Annotated in this window: 13 protein-coding genes; 3 read left to right on the top strand and 10 right to left on the bottom strand. The window is 72.5% G+C overall.

The window, feature by feature from the left end; translation table 11 throughout:
* Nucleotides 1–23: 23 nt before the first annotated feature.
* The 3 genes from ACIA8O_RS29830 to sodN form a co-directional block, all read right to left on the bottom strand.
* A complete protein-coding gene (locus ACIA8O_RS29830; RefSeq protein ID WP_396297074.1) occupies nucleotides 24–1,832 on the bottom strand; it encodes a hypothetical protein in 1,809 nt (602 codons plus the stop codon).
* Nucleotides 1,832–3,133, bottom strand: a complete 1,302-nt coding sequence (locus ACIA8O_RS29825; protein ID WP_396297073.1) for a hypothetical protein — start codon at nucleotides 3,131–3,133, stop codon at nucleotides 1,832–1,834. The genes ACIA8O_RS29830 and ACIA8O_RS29825 overlap by 1 nt, the downstream gene beginning before the upstream one ends.
* 104 nt (nucleotides 3,134–3,237) lie before the next feature.
* Nucleotides 3,238–3,627 (bottom strand): superoxide dismutase, Ni, encoded by a 390-nt coding sequence (gene sodN / locus ACIA8O_RS29820; protein ID WP_345290026.1) that lies wholly within the window; start codon nucleotides 3,625–3,627, stop codon nucleotides 3,238–3,240.
* A 77-nt stretch (nucleotides 3,628–3,704) separates the two neighbouring features.
* Here sodN and sodX point away from each other — a divergent pair, with 77 nt between their 5' ends.
* Nucleotides 3,705–4,049 (top strand): nickel-type superoxide dismutase maturation protease, encoded by a 345-nt coding sequence (gene sodX, locus ACIA8O_RS29815; RefSeq protein WP_396297072.1) that lies wholly within the window; start codon nucleotides 3,705–3,707, stop codon nucleotides 4,047–4,049.
* On the opposite strand, the gene ACIA8O_RS29810 is transcribed toward sodX, so the two are convergent.
* The 5 genes from ACIA8O_RS29810 to ACIA8O_RS29790 all read right to left on the bottom strand — a co-directional run bounded on the left by ACIA8O_RS29810 (nucleotide 4,028) and on the right by ACIA8O_RS29790 (nucleotide 8,657).
* Entirely contained in the window at nucleotides 4,028–4,612 is a 585-nt protein-coding gene (locus ACIA8O_RS29810) for a CGNR zinc finger domain-containing protein (protein ID WP_396297071.1), read from the bottom strand. The two genes, sodX and ACIA8O_RS29810, sit on opposite strands and share 22 nt — an antisense overlap.
* 122 nt (nucleotides 4,613–4,734) lie before the next feature.
* Entirely contained in the window at nucleotides 4,735–5,487 is a 753-nt protein-coding gene (locus ACIA8O_RS29805; RefSeq protein ID WP_396297195.1) for an amino acid ABC transporter ATP-binding protein, read from the bottom strand.
* A gap of 38 nt (nucleotides 5,488–5,525) precedes the next feature.
* Nucleotides 5,526–6,485: an amino acid ABC transporter permease gene (locus tag ACIA8O_RS29800; RefSeq protein WP_396297070.1), complete on the bottom strand. Its 960-nt coding sequence runs from the start codon at nucleotides 6,483–6,485 to the stop codon at nucleotides 5,526–5,528.
* Between the two features lie 62 nt (nucleotides 6,486–6,547).
* Complete coding sequence (locus tag ACIA8O_RS29795; protein ID WP_396297069.1) at nucleotides 6,548–7,474, bottom strand: ABC transporter substrate-binding protein; 927 nt, start codon at nucleotides 7,472–7,474, stop codon at nucleotides 6,548–6,550.
* Nucleotides 7,475–7,736: 262 nt separating this feature from the next.
* On the bottom strand, nucleotides 7,737–8,657 hold the full coding sequence (locus ACIA8O_RS29790) for an ABC transporter substrate-binding protein (protein WP_396297068.1): 921 nt from the start codon (nucleotides 8,655–8,657) through the stop codon (nucleotides 7,737–7,739).
* A gap of 636 nt (nucleotides 8,658–9,293) precedes the next feature.
* On the opposite strand from ACIA8O_RS29790, the gene ACIA8O_RS29785 reads away from it, so the two are divergent.
* Complete coding sequence (locus tag ACIA8O_RS29785; protein WP_396297067.1) at nucleotides 9,294–10,487, top strand: NADP-dependent malic enzyme; 1,194 nt, start codon at nucleotides 9,294–9,296, stop codon at nucleotides 10,485–10,487.
* 119 nt (nucleotides 10,488–10,606) lie between these two features.
* Entirely contained in the window at nucleotides 10,607–11,569 is a 963-nt protein-coding gene (locus tag ACIA8O_RS29780; protein WP_396297066.1) for a zinc-binding dehydrogenase, read from the top strand.
* Nucleotides 11,570–11,769: 200 nt separating this feature from the next.
* Here ACIA8O_RS29780 and ACIA8O_RS29775 read toward each other — a convergent pair whose 3' ends face one another.
* Nucleotides 11,770–12,795, bottom strand: coding sequence for a PadR family transcriptional regulator (locus tag ACIA8O_RS29775; RefSeq protein ID WP_396297065.1), 1,026 nt, complete (start codon nucleotides 12,793–12,795; stop codon nucleotides 11,770–11,772).
* A gap of 1 nt (nucleotide 12,796) precedes the next feature.
* The gene (locus ACIA8O_RS29770) at nucleotides 12,797–13,702 is read right to left on the bottom strand and encodes a DUF4097 family beta strand repeat-containing protein (RefSeq protein ID WP_396297064.1); all 906 of its coding nucleotides are present in this window, start codon (nucleotides 13,700–13,702) and stop codon (nucleotides 12,797–12,799) included.
* Between the last annotated feature and the right edge of the window lie 26 nt (nucleotides 13,703–13,728).

Raw genomic sequence — 13,728 nt, 5'->3', positions numbered from 1 at the left:
AAACCCCTGCCCGGTGACCGGGCTCAGACGCCGCCCGTCGTGGCCAGGGCCGTGACGGCGGCCAGCGCGGCTTTCGGGGTCCCGTCGGCCCGGACCAGGCCGAACGGACCGGCGCCGCCGCCGTCGTCGCTCCAGCAGTAGAGGAAGACCGGGCCGACGTACGGCAGCGGGCCGCTGCCGGGCACACCGACCGCTGCGGCCCGGACGGCCTGGACGATCAGTTCCGCCTGCCGCTGCTCGGTGACCATGCTCGGGACGACCGCCACTCCGGGCCCGGCCAGCCGGACCTGGGCATCCGTCCGGGCGGCCAGAGCGGTACCCCAGGTCTGGCCGAGCGGACCGCGCAGCACGCTCCCGGCCGGGTAGGTGCCGGTCGGGGTCACCTCACCGACCGTCAGGTCGACCGGGGTGCCCACGGCAGTGGTCGTCTCGGCGGTGGTGGTGACCCGGAGCACCGCGGTCAGGCCGGGCGCGTCGAGGGCGCGGACCAGTTCCAGCACGGTGCCGGCCGGGATCCGTACCGGTCCGGAGGTCGGCGCGAGCCGCAGGGTGCCCACCGGAGCTCCGGCGGCCAGGGGCGCGGCCAGGGTGAGTCCGGTCGGCGGGGTGACCGTCCAGCCCGCGCCCGGTGCCACCGCGCTGACGTAACTGCCCTGCGGCAGGCCGGAGCTGAACTGGTGTCCGAGATCGGCCGCCACTGCGGCCGGGCAACTCACCTGCACCGATCGGTCGGTGGCGGTGCGGGCGGGCCAGGAAGCGGTGGCCGCACCGGTCGGGGCGCCCACCTCGGTGATCCACATGGCCTTGGCCCCCTCGCCGTGCTCCACCATGACCCGGCGCAGCTCCGGGATGGCGGCCCAACCCCCGTACTGCGGCTGGTGATCGGCCGGGAGCACCGGCTGGGTGTACGGGTGGATCGCCAGCGCGTCCCACATCGGCTGTCCCGCGGCCCGGACGTAGACCTCGCGGAGGAAGGTCCCGGGCGGGTAACCGGTGCTGATCCGGGCCCCGGTGTCGCCGGCCGGGACCGCGGGGAACCGCCCGAGCCAGGGCGGTGGTTCGACCGTCCAGCCGCCGCCGGTCACCCCGGTCACCACCGTGCCGGGCGGGAAGCCGGGGGCGTGCAGCAGCCGGTTCAGGTCCTCCGGCTTCGCGGCCCCGCTCACGGCGGCCCGGACCGCCCCGGCCGGCACGGCGGCCCAGGAGGCCGCCCTGGCCTCGCCGGCGGTGCCGAACTCGGGGTGGGTGGACACACCGCCGCCCAGCACGTGCGCCTGCGGCAACGCGGTCTTCACGGCTCGGTACGCCTGGACCGCGAGGTCGGCGTAGCCCCACGGGGAGAGGTGGCCCCAACCGGCGGACGGCCGCTCGCCGGAGTCCAGGTTGGGCTCGTTCCACAGCTCGTAGGCGGTGACGCCCCGGGGGCCGTAGCGGGCCGCCGCGGCCGCGCAGAAGGCGGCGAACCGCGGGGCGTCCACGGCCCGCCAGGGGCTGCGCAGCGGCTCGGCGCCGGGGGCCAGGCAGCCGGAGTCGGGGGCCGCGTTGAGCAGCAGCAGCACGTTCATCCCGCCGGCCAGCAGGGCGGTCACGGTGCGGTCGGGCACCTGCCAGTCGTACGGGGCGTCCCGCACCGGCTGGACGGTCCACCACTCGGCGTCGGCCCGGACCCAGCTGATCCCGGCCGCCCGCATGCGGCTGACCTCGTCCTGTTGCTGAGGGGCCGTCAGGGCGTCGAAGCGGGCCTGGTAGCCGGAGCCGAAGGCCAGGCCGAGGCTGAGGTTGCCGGGCCGGGCGGCCGGGTCGGGGGCGTTCCAGGCGAGCCGACGGGGCATCAGACCGCCACCCGGACGATCCAGCCCGCCGAGCCGTCCTGGCCGGGCTCGCCGCTGCCGAGCCCGCTCCCGCCCGGGCCGCCGGGGGAGCCGACCGTGCCGGCCCCGGTGGTGCCGTGGGTGATCAGCACCACCGGCCCGCCCTGGCCGCCACCGCCGCCGCCCGCGCTCCCGCTGCCGCTCGCGTTGCCGCCGCGGCCGCCGTGCGCGGCGATCGTGCCGTTCAGCTCCAGGTGACGGGACGCCAGGAAAAGGGTGTTGCCCCCGGCGCCGCCCCCACCGCCGGTGGCGGAGCCGTCCCCGGCGCCCGCGCCGCCGCTGGCCCCACCGGGGAAGTACCGCACCGGGTCGGTGGCGCCCGGGCCGCCGGTGGCGACCAGCCCCGCCCACGGCAGGACGGTCGGCAGGCCGAGGCCGGTGGGCAGCGCCGAGCCGCCTCCCGCGCCTCCGGCCCGGCCCGCGGCGGAGCCGCCGCTCCCGGCCGCAGGGCCGTTCTGCCCCAGCACCGAGGCGCCGGCCGTGCCGGCCCCGGTGGTGCCGTCCGGGCCGGTGGCACCGGGCAGCAACAGGCCCTTGGCGAGGTTGCGGCCGCCCTTGGCACCGTTGGCCGCCACGTTGACGTAGCTGTGCACGGCGCCGTCGATCCGGGCCGTCCCGGCGCAGAACAGCCGGTAGGCGGGGGTGTCACCGCCGGAGAGCTGGAGGGTCACCCCGGCCGGGACGGTGAGCGAGGCGAGGTGGACGTCGCGCTTGAGCCAGTACCAGTTGCCGGACATGCCGAGGAAGTCCGCGTACGGGTTGGCCGTGGCGTCCTTGGTGAGCACCACGTGGCCGTCGGCTCCGTCGCCGAAGATCCCGAAGCCGCTCTCGGCGACCGGGGCCGGGGTGGGGACGCCCGCCCCGCCCTGGCCGTGGACGGTGGTGCCGTTGTCGTGACTGAGGAAGCCGATCAGGTTGGTCCGCCCCGGTCCGGTGAGGAAGGCCGGCACGGTGCCGCCGGGCAGCCACTCGACGTGCTCGAAGGAGATCCGGTGGCCGGTGGCGTCCTGGGTGGCGATCACCAGCGGCTCGGTGACCACCGGCCCGGCGGGCCAGTTGACGAAGGAGAAGACCACGTCGCCGGTGACGGTGCAGTCGAAGACGGTGGCGAGGGAGAGGTCCAGCCGGACCAGCCCCTTCGCGTCGGGTATCCGCAGCGTGGCGCCGGGGTCGGCGGCGGCCGCGGGGCTCGCGGTGGCGGCGCCCAGGGTCACGCCGCCGACGGCGGCGGAGAGCAGCAGGGCGCGTCGGGAGGTGCTCACGGTACGGGTGCTCCTGGAGGCAGGTGGAGTACGGGACGTGGAGCGCGAACGCACCGGTGCCCCGGTCGTTCCGGTGGGAACGGCCGGGGCACCGGGGTGGGGCGTCAGGCCTTCTTGGTCTCCCAGAAGATGCTGTCGATCTCCGCGATCAGGTCGAGCAGCGCCTGGCCGGTGGCCGGGTCGGTGGACGCCTTGGCGGCCGAGGCCGCCTTGCCCGCGTTGTTGAACAGCTCGTGCAGCTGCGGGTACTTCTCGAAGTGCGGGGCCTTGAAGTAGTCGGTGTGCAGCACCGAGAGGTGGTGCTTGACCAGCTCGGCCCGCTCCTCCTTGATGACGATGGCGCGGGCCCGGAAGACCGCGTCCTCGTTGGCCTGGTACTTCTCCTGGGTGGCCTTGACCGACTCGGCCTCGATCCGGGCCTGGGCCGGGTCGTACACGCCGCAGGGCAGGTCGCAGTGGGCGTGCGCGGTGACGCGCGAAGTGAACAGACGCATTGGGGAGTCCCTTCTGAAATCGTCTTCCCGCGCCAGAGATTACCCTTCGGTCCTGGGTTTGGCCGGACGGAGGGTGCATGACGGACCGACAGCAGCACGACGGGCTCCTGCCGTTCGGGGTGGTGCTGGTCGCCGGGCCCTCGATGCGTCCCACTCTGCGGGACGGCGACCGGGTGCTGGTCCGGTACGGCGCGGCGCCGCGCCCCGGGCGGGTCGCGCTCTTCGAACACCCCCGCCACGCCGGGCTGCTGGTGCTCAAGCGGGCCGTCGAGCGGCGCCCGGAGGGGTGGTGGATGCTCTCCGACAACCCCTTCGTGGAGACCGACAGCCGTCAGTACGGAGCGGTGCCGGAGGAGTTGATCCTCGGTCAGGTGCTCTGCCGGCTGGGGTGGCCGCGCCGTCAGCCGGCGGCCGCCGCCTGACGGGCCTCCTCGCGCTTGCGGGCGCGGTAGGCGGCCACGTTCGCCCGGGTGGCGCAGCGGTCGGAGCAGTAGCGCCGGGAGCGGTTGGTGGAGGTGTCCAGGTAGGCGTTGCGGCAGGGGGCGGCCTGGCAGATGCCGAGGCGGTCGGCGCCCAGCTCGGTGAGGTGGATGGCCAGGCCCATGCAGGCGACCGCGGTGAAGTTGGCGGCGGCGGTCGGCGCGTTGTCGGCCAGGTGCAGGTGCCAGCGCGGGCGGCCGGCGTCGTCCAGGTAGTCGTGGCCGGAGACCAGCGGGCTGACGGGGTACTCCACCAGCAGGCTGTTCAGCAGGTCCACCCCGCGGACCTCGTCGCCCTCGGCCGCGGCCTCGAAGACCCCGCGCAGCCTGGTCCGCACCGCCCGCAGCCGCGGCAGGTCGCTCTCGTCGGAGAGCCGGGCGGCCTGCGAGGACGGGCCGAACAGCGCCCGCACCGCCTCCACCGAGGTCAGCGAGTCGGTGCCCCGGTCGGGCTCCTCGCTGTTCACCAGCCGGACGGCGAAGTTGGCGTACGAGGCGAGCTCCACGGTTGGTCCTTCCAGGGCCGGTAACGGGTGAGCTGCCCCTAGGGTATTACCTCGGTGAACGGAAAGGGGAGCCCCGGTGAGCCGTGGAGGGCTCACCGGGGCTCCCCGGGGGCGCGCGCGGGTCAGAGCACCTTGGAGAGGAAGCTCCGGGTGCGCTCGTGCTGCGGGTTGGTCAGCACCTCGCGCGGGTGGCCGGACTCGACCACCACGCCGCCGTCCATGAAGACCAGCGCGTCGCCGACCTCCCGGGCGAAGCCCATCTCGTGGGTGACCACGACCATGGTCATGCCGTCCCGGGCCAGGTCGCGCATGACGTCCAGGACGTCGCCGACCAGCTCCGGGTCGAGCGCGGAGGTGGGCTCGTCGAAGAGCATCAGCTTGGGCTTCATGGCCAGCGCGCGGGCGATCGCGACGCGCTGCTGCTGGCCGCCGGAGAGCTGGGAGGGGTAGTTGCCGGCCTTCTCGGCCAGGCCCACCCGCTCCAGCAGGGCCATCGCCCGCTCCTTGGCCTCGGTCCTGCCCTCGCCCTTGACCTGGACCGGCGCCTCCATGACGTTCTGCACCGCGGTCATGTGCGGGAACAGGTTGAAGCGCTGGAAGACCATGCCGATGTCCCGGCGCTTGAGCGCGACCTCACGGTCCTTCAGCTCGTAGAGCTTGTCGCCCTTCTGCCGGTAGCCGACCAGTTCGCCGTCGACCGACAGGAAGCCGCCGTTGATCTTCTCCAGGTGGTTGATGCACCGCAGGAAGGTGGACTTGCCGGAGCCGGACGGGCCGATCAGGCAGAACACCTCGCCCTGGCGGACCTCCAGGTCGATGCCCTTGAGCACCTCGACCTGGCCGTAGGACTTCCGCACGCCCTCGGCCTTGACCATGGGGTGGCCGGAGCCGGCCGGCTGCTTGGTGAGCTCGGTCATGAGAGGTTCCCTCCGCCGTGCACCCCGGGGTTCACCGTCGGCGGCGCCGGCGGCGGCGTGGGCCGGCCGCGGAACAGCGCCCTTATCCGCTGGACCGGAGTGGGCGGCAGTGCCCGGTTGGCGCCCCGGGCGTAGTGCCGCTCGATGTAGTACTGGCCGACCGTCAGCAGCGAGGTGAGCAGCAGGTACCAGACGCTGACCACGATCAGCAGCGGGATGGTCTGGAAGGTCCGGGAGTAGATGTTCTGCCCGGCCCGGAAGAGCTCCTCCAGCGCGATCACCGAGACCAGCGAGGTGGTCTTGAGCATCGAGATGGTCTCGTTGCCGGTCGGCGGGATGATCACCCGCATGGCCTGCGGCAGCACGATCCGGCGCATGGTGGCGAAGCGGCTCATGCCGAGCGCGTGGGCGGCCTCGGCCTGGCCCTCGTCCACCGACTGGATGCCGCCGCGGACGATCTCCGCCATGTAGGCGGCCTCGTTCAGGCCCAGGCCCAGCAGGGCGGCGACGAAGACCGGGATCAGCTTGTTGGTGCTCTCGGACCAGAACTCCGGACCGAACGGCACGCCGATCGACAGCTTCGGCCAGAGCGCGCCGAGGTTGAACCAGATGACCAGCTGCACCAGCACCGGGGTGCCGCGGAAGAACCAGATGTACAGCCAGGCGGTGCCGGACAGCAGCGGGTTCGGGGAGAGCCGCATGACCGCCAGCAGGACGCCGCCGGCCAGGCCCATCAGCATGGCGAGGGCGGTGAGCTCCAGCGTCACGGTCAGACCGTGCAGCACGCTGGAGTCGAAGAAGTACTTGGAGAAGACATCCCACTGGAATGCCTTGTTCTGGAACAGGGCGTGGACCAGCATCGCGGCGAGGACCGTGATGACCGCTGCTCCGGCCCAGCGTCCGGGGTGGCGGACCGGCACGGCCTTGATGTTCTCGGGCCGTGCCGGCTGCTTCACCGCCCCTTGGTCTGAAGAGTTCACGAGGGGGGACCTTCGGGAGAGTCAGGTCTGACGCGAGGTCAGCTTGCGGCGCCGTTCACCACGGACTTGTCGATCGCGCCGGCCTCGACGCCCCACTTGGAGAGGATCGACTTGTAGGTGCCGTCCGCGATCAGCGCCTCGACCGCGCCGTGCACCGCCTTGGTGAGGGCGGAGCCCTTGGCGACGACGATGCCGTAGGGGGCGGAGTCGGTGGTGCCGCCGAGCTTCTCCAGCTGGCCGTTGGTCTGCTTGATCGCGTAGTCGACGACCGGGGAGTCGGCCAGCATGACCTGGTCGCGGCCGGAGACCAGCGCGTTGGTGACGTCCGTCTGCAGGTCGAACTTGTCGCCGTCGCCCGGGATGGTGGCCTTGCCCGCCTTGGCGCAGGCCGGGTTGATGGTGTCCTTGATCGCGTCGGCCTGGGTGGTGCCGGTCTGCACCGCGACCTTCTTGCCGCAGTAGTCGTCGGCGGTGACCTTCTCCGGGTTGCCCTTCTTCACGGCGGCGCTGGTGCCGGCGGTGAAGTAGGTGACCATGTCGACGGTCTGCTCGCGCTCCTTGGTGTCCGTGAAGGAGCTCATGCCGAGCTGGAACTTGTTCGCCGCGATGCCCGGGATGATCGCGGTGAACGGGGAGTTCTGCACGTCCGCGGTCAGGCCCAGCTTCTGCGCGATGGCGTTCGCCAGGTCGACGTCCATGCCGACGATGGTGCCCTTGTCGTCCTTGAACTCGTTCGGGGCGTACGAGGCGTCGGCCGCGACCACGAGCTTGCCGGAGCTCTTGACGTCGGCCGGGACGAGCGCGGCCAGCGCGGCGTCGGCGGTGACGGCCTTGACGGAGGCGGTCGGGCTCGCGGACCCGCCGGAGGAGCTGCTGTCGCTGCCGCAGGCGGTGAGCACCAGCGAGGCGGTCGCGACGAGGGCACCGGCGGCGATGAGGCGGGTGCGCGGGTTACGGACGGTCATGGGGGGAGACTCCTCCTGTGGGAGAGGCTGGGCGGAGCGCGCCGCGGAGCGGCGTACACGGGGGGCCGGGGCTGTCGCCACCCTCCGCCGAGGTGGGCTGTAGCGATCCGAGTTGGTGGGAATCCTGCCACCAGGCATTCGGTAACGGACCACTATTCAGATCAAAATCGGATAACGAGGGGGCAGAGCGTCCGCTATCCGGACGAATACCGTGTCCCTGTCACTCCGTGTATAAGTATGCGGACCGGAAGGCTCCGGAGCGTCAGAACCCGCCGTTGACCACGGCGTTCTGTGCCGCGCCGGCCGAGACGTTCCACTTCGCGAGGATCTTGTCGTACTCGCCGCTGCGGATCACCCGGTCGAGTGCCTTCGCCAGCGCGTCGCGCAGCGCGGTGGACTCCTTGGGCAGCGCGATCCCGTACGGGCCGGGCTGGAGCTGGGCGCTGGCCACCTCGAAGGTCTTCCCGCCGTCCTGCTGCTGGGCCACGTAGGCGGCCACCGGGAAGTCGTTCAGGTCGGCCACCGCGCGGCCGGCCTTCACCTCGGCCAGCGCCTGGTCGTCGGTCTCGAAGAGCTTGACCGTGAGGGCCTTGCCGCGCTTGTCGCAGGCCGCGGTCTGGCGGGCGACGATCGCGTCCTGGGTGGTGCCGCGCTGGAGCGCGACGGTGTGGCCGCAGAGGTCGTCCAGGGTGGCGATCGACTTCGGATTTCCCTTCTTCACCAGGATCGAGGTCCCGGCGATGAAGTAGTCGACGAAGTCCACCCCGGGATTCACCTGGGTGCCGTTGTCGTCGGTGCCCTCGCGGCGCTGCCGGTTGTCGCTCAGCGCGGACATCACGACGTCGTACTGCTTCGCGTGCAGTCCGGGGACCAGCTTGTCGAAGGGGGTGTCGACGAACTGGACCTTCAGACCGAGCTGCCGGCCGATCGCCTCGGCGATCTCCGGGTCGAGGCCGACGGCCTGGCCGTTCGGGTCCTTGAACTCCACCGGGGCGTAGTTGAGGTCGGAGCCGACCCGGAGCACCCCGGCCGTCCGGACGGCGTCCGGGAGCATCGAGCGGGGGTCGTCGGACGAGGCCTTCGGTGCCGGCTCGGCGCCGCAGCCGGTCAGCAGGGCGGAACCGGCGGCCAACACGGCCGTGGTGCGGCCGACATGACGGAATATGGGGGAAATGTACTGCATGAGGTACTGGTCCTCCTGTGGGAGAGGTGCGCGTCCTCCTGTGGGAGAGGGCGCGCGGACCGGCGGGGGCCGGAGCCCGGAGTCTTCCATCCCACCCTGCCGAGGCAGGTCTCGGATGTGTCAGAATCGGGTATCGGGTGACCCCCGATCAGAACCCCAGGCCGCCGGGTCGCGACAGACCCGGGGCGCGCAGAACCGGAAGTCGGCTACGCAGACTCCGGATTCGAGGCGCCAGCTCCCCTCCGTGTCTGGTGTTCAATCCTGCGGGTGTGCGTGCACGACCGCCGCTGTCGGTGCAGGGCCGTCGGTACTTCCGAAACCAACGGTCGTCAACTGCCTGACCTGCGGATGACGTGCGCGTGAAAAGGACAAAAAGGCATAGGTGCGATGCCTCTGTCCGGCCTAGGCTCGTGGACCGGTACCCACCGGAACCGGCCAGGGCAGACCGGAAGCACAACCGCAGAGACACCCATAAAACCCTCATCCGAGGGCGCCGCCCGACAGCAGCGCCCCGACCCCTCGTCCGGGTCCGCTCAGGCGGCCCGGGTTTTTCGGCATCCCGTCCGGGACGCCCCCGAGCGGGTCTTGGCCCGTCGGTACGCGCGCTCTCGCTGAACAAATGACGAAGAGGTCATCGTGGCAGCGGAGATCATCCACACCAGCACTGAGACCGACGACCCGGTCGACGCCGTTTTCGCGCTCCACCGGGGCGGCAAGATGGAGGTCCGGGCGACGGTGCCGGTGCGCGATGCGGACGACCTGTCCCTCGCCTACACCCCCGGTGTCGCCAAGGTCTGCACGGCCATCGCCGAGCAGCCGGAACTGGTCAACGACTACACCTGGAAGTCCAACGTGGTCGCCGTCGTCACCGACGGCACCGCCGTGCTCGGCCTGGGCGACATCGGCCCGGAGGCCTCGCTGCCCGTGATGGAGGGCAAGGCCATCCTGTTCAAGCAGTTCGGCGGCGTGGACGCGGTGCCGATCGCGCTCGCCTGCACCGAGGTCGACGAGATCGTCGAGACCGTGGTGCGGCTCGCCCCGTCCTTCGGCGGCGTCAACCTGGAGGACATCTCCGCCCCGCGCTGCTTCGAGATCGAGAGCCGGCTCCAGGAGGCCCTGGACATCCCGATCTTCCACGACGACCAGCACGGCACCGCGATCGTCACCACCGCCGCGCTCTGGAACGCCGCCAAGGTGACGGGCCGTGAGATCGGCTCGCTGCGCGCGGTCATCTCCGGCGCGGGCGCGGCCGGCATCGCCATCGCCAAGATGCTGCTGGCCGCCGGGATCGGCGACGTCGCGGTCTGCGACCGCAAGGGCGTGGTGTACGACGGCCGGGGCGACCTGACCGACGTCAAGGCGGAGATCGCCGCCCTCAGCAACCGCAGCGGCCTCAAGGGCTCGCTGGCCGACGCGCTGGCCGGCGCCGACGTCTTCATCGGCGTCTCCGGCGGCACCGTCCCGGAGGACGTCGTCGCCACCATGGCCGAGGGCTGCTTCGTCTTCGCGATGGCCAACCCGAACCCGGAGATCCACCCCGAGGTCGCCCACCGCTACGCGGCCGTGGTCGCCACCGGGCGCTCGGACTTCCCGAACCAGATCAACAACGTGCTGGCCTTCCCCGGCATCTTCGCCGGTGCGCTCCAGGTCCGGGCCACCCGGATCACCGAGGGCATGAAGCTGGCCGCCGCCGAGGCGCTCGCCGCGGTGGTCGCCGACGAGCTGACCCCGCAGCGGGTCATCCCCTCGCCGTTCGACCCCCGGGTCGCCCCGGCGGTCACCAAGGCGGTGGCCGAGGCCGCCCGCCGCGAGGGCGTGGCGCGGATCTGACGCGCCGTCCGGCGCTCCGCCGGGTCCGATGGCACTCACGAGACACGGGTGTGACGGTTACCGCCGTCACACCCGTGTCCCGTTCCGGTGAGTGGACGTTCACCGCTAGTGTCCGGTCCATGTTCGCCGCCTACGCAGCCCGCATCGACGCCGACGACCCGCTCAGCGCACTGGAGCTGGGCGAGCTCCCGGAGCCCCAGGCCCGTCCCGGCTGGAGCGTGGTGACGGTCAAGGCCGCCACCCTCAACCACCACGACCTCTGGTCGCTGCGCGGGGTGGGCCTGCCCGCCGAGCGGCTGCCGATGATCCTCGGCTGCGACGCGGCCGGGATCGACGAGCACGGCAACGAGGTGGTCATCCACTCGGTGATCGGCCAGAGCGGCCACGGGGTCGGCCCGGACGAGCCGCGCACCATCCTCACCGAGAAGTACCAGGGCACCTTCGCCCAGAAGGTCGCCGTGCCGACCTGGAACCTGCTGCCCAAGCCCGCCGAGCTCTCCTTCGCCGAGGCCGCCTGCCTGCCCACCGCCTGGCTCACCGCCTACCGGATGCTCTTCACCAAGGCCGCCGCCAAGCCCGGCCAGACCGTGCTGGTGCAGGGCGCCGGGGGAGGGGTGGCCACCGCGCTGATCGTGCTGGCCAAGGCGGCCGGCCTGCGGGTCTGGGTCACCGGCCGGGACGAGGCCAAGCGGGCCCGGGCGGTCGAGCTCGGTGCCGACGCGGCCTTCGAGAGCGGCGCCCGGCTCCCGGAGCGGGTGGACGCGGTGATGGAGACCGTCGGCGCCGCGACCTGGTCCCACTCCGTCAAGTCGCTGAAGCCGGGCGGCTCGATCGTCATCTCCGGCGCCACCTCGGGCCCCAGCCCGAAGGCCGCCGAGCTGAACCGGATCTTCTTCCTGGAACTCAACGTCCAGGGCTCCACCATGGGCACCAAGGAGGAGCTGGCGGCGCTGCTCGCGCTCTGCGCCACCTCCGGGGTGCGGCCGGTGATCGACACCGTGCTGCCGCTCACCGAGGCCCGGGACGCCTTCGCCCGGCTCGCCAAGGGCGACGTCTTCGGCAAGCTGGTGCTCGAACCCTGACGCACCGCCTGCCCTCCGGGCCCGGAGGCCCGCCAGGGCCGACAGGGGCGCGGGGAACTGCGCGAGACGGAAGAAGCAGACCCGTGTGCCGGGTACGGACGCTCACGTGCAAGTGAATCCCCGTACCCGGCACACGGGTCGTTGCGTTCCCCTTCGCGCAGTTCCCCGCGCCCCTGACCGCCCTCCGGGCGGACGGGGCGTCAGCCCCGGGGGCGGCACAGCCGTTCGGCGGCGGCCGCCAGGGTGGCCTGGGCGTCGGCGAGGCCGGCCCGGGTGACGCCGTGGTCGCGGGCGGCGTCGCGGACCTGGTCGCGGAAGCGGTCCAGCAGGCGCTCCAGCTCGCGGGCCGGGTCGCCGTCCGGGTCGGTGACGGCCCAGCCGGGCAGGTCGGCGGGCTTCTCGGTGCTCCGGTCCTTCTCGAAGTCGACCCGGGAGACCTTGATGTCCTCCGTGACGGTCGCGGCGCCCCACTTGGCGGCGTCGGCCAGGCCGGAGAGCGAGCGGGTGATCTCGGCCAGGCCCTCGGACAGGCCGGTGGACCAGTCACCGCGCGAGGCCGCCTCCTTGACGTGCTGCTCGACCCGGCGCTTGATCCGCAGCGCCTCCTGCTGGGCGGCCGCCCGGGAGGCCTTGGCCTCCTCGCGCAGCCGGCGGGCCTCCGCCTCGGCGGCCTTGGCCTGCTGCTTGGCGGCCCGCTCCTGCTCCTTGGCGCGCTTGGCCTGCTCCTTGGCCTGCGCCTTGAACTGGGCGAACTCCTGCTTGGCGCGCTGCCAGGACTCCTTCTCGCCCCAGGGGCCGGCCCACGGGTCGCCGCCCCGGCCCTCCCCGTCGGTGTCCTCGGACTTCGGCTTGGCCGCGCCCCAGATCTCCTCGCGGAGGTCCTTGGCGGTGTCCCGGACGTCCTCGCGGATCGCCCCGGCCAGCTGGGCCACCGAGTCCCGGATCTCCACCTCCAGCTCGGCGAGTTCGGCCTGACGGGCCGCCAGCTCGGTGCGCCCGGCCTCGGTCAGCCGGTAGACCTTGCGGCCCCCCTCGGTGCTCTGGGTGACCAGGCCCTCCTGTTCCAGCTTGGACAGCCGGGGGTAGACGGTACCGGCCGAGGGCGCGTACAGGCCCTGGAAGCGCTCCTCCAGCAGGCGGATCACCTCGTAGCCGTGGCGCGGGGACTCGTCCAGCAGCTTGAGCAGGTACAGGCGCAGGCGGCCGTGGCCGAAGACGGGGGTCATCTCAGCCCTCCTGGGGGGTCTCGTCGGTGGCGGTGGCGGCGGGCAGCTCCTTGGTGAAGCGCACCTGGCCGTCCTCGGTCTCGGGGCGGCGCAGCACGGTGACCGCGCCGGAGACGGTGTTCACCTGGAGCCGGCCGGTGCCGGAGCCGAGCTGGCCGGAGAGCTTGCGGGTGCCCCAGCCGCCGCCGATGGTCAACTCCTCGAAGGTGCTGGAGAGTTCGCCGCCGGTGGTGCCGGCCTCCACCTTGGCGTCGGCCTGCGAGGGCAGCCGGACGGCGACCGGGCCGCTGACCGTGGCCACGTGCAGGTCGGTCGGGGTGGTGGAGTCCAGGTCCAGGGTGACGGAGCCGCTGACCGACTTGGCGTGCAGCTTCTCGCCGCTGCCGGCCACCACGGTGAGGTGCCCGGAGACGGTGTTGACCTTCAGCTCCCCGGCCACCGCCTGGGCGTTCACGTCACCGGTCACGGTGTTCACGTCGGCCCGGCCGCTGAGGCCGACCAGCGTGGTCTCGCCGCTGGCGCCCTGCACGCCGACCCGGCCGGCCACCCCGGAGACGGTGGTGTCGGCGGAGACCGAGCCGACCTTGACCTCGGCGGCGGCCGGGACGGTCAGCGAGACCACCGCGCGGCGCTTGCGGCGCAGGCCCTCGAAGAAGCTCTTCACCTTCTCGACCGACTTGGCCGACTCCGTCAGCTCGCTCCAGGAGAGGTCCTTGTAGGTGACCGTCAGGACGCCGTCCTCCAGGGAGACCAGCAGCGGGTCGCCCTCCAGCTCGGTGACCTCCAGGCGGGCCGGGCCCTCGGCGGCGACCACGTTCACCGCGCCGGCCACCACCCGGACCTGGAGCACGTTCACCGGCTCCTCGAAGCTGATCTTCTCCGGCCCCTCGACCGTCCACTTGCCCATGGTTCCGTCCCGCCTCCCGTTGTCGG

Source organism: Kitasatospora sp. NPDC051853, assembly GCF_044452665.1.
Classification (GTDB): domain Bacteria; phylum Actinomycetota; class Actinomycetes; order Streptomycetales; family Streptomycetaceae; genus Kitasatospora.
Note: the sequence above shows the minus strand (reverse complement) of the source record. Positions and strands in the feature narration are given on the sequence as shown.

Bases quoted from the DNA above. Each gene is read 5' to 3' on its own strand.
- ACIA8O_RS29780 (WP_396297066.1), top strand. From the start codon at position 10,607: ATGTTCGCCGCCTACGCAGCCCGCATCGACGCCGACGACCCGCTCAGC.
- ACIA8O_RS29830 (WP_396297074.1), bottom strand. From the start codon at position 1,832: ATGCCCCGTCGGCTCGCCTGGAACGCCCCCGACCCGGCCGCCCGGCCC.
- ACIA8O_RS29775 (WP_396297065.1), bottom strand. From the start codon at position 12,795: ATGACCCCCGTCTTCGGCCACGGCCGCCTGCGCCTGTACCTGCTCAAG.
- ACIA8O_RS29805 (WP_396297195.1), bottom strand. From the start codon at position 5,487: ATGGTCAAGGCCGAGGGCGTGCGGAAGTCCTACGGCCAGGTCGAGGTG.
- sodN (WP_345290026.1), bottom strand. From the start codon at position 3,627: ATGCGTCTGTTCACTTCGCGCGTCACCGCGCACGCCCACTGCGACCTG.
- ACIA8O_RS29790 (WP_396297068.1), bottom strand. From the start codon at position 8,657: ATGCAGTACATTTCCCCCATATTCCGTCATGTCGGCCGCACCACGGCC.
- ACIA8O_RS29795 (WP_396297069.1), bottom strand. From the start codon at position 7,474: ATGACCGTCCGTAACCCGCGCACCCGCCTCATCGCCGCCGGTGCCCTC.
- sodX (WP_396297072.1), top strand. From the start codon at position 3,705: ATGACGGACCGACAGCAGCACGACGGGCTCCTGCCGTTCGGGGTGGTG.
- ACIA8O_RS29770 (WP_396297064.1), bottom strand. From the start codon at position 13,702: ATGGGCAAGTGGACGGTCGAGGGGCCGGAGAAGATCAGCTTCGAGGAG.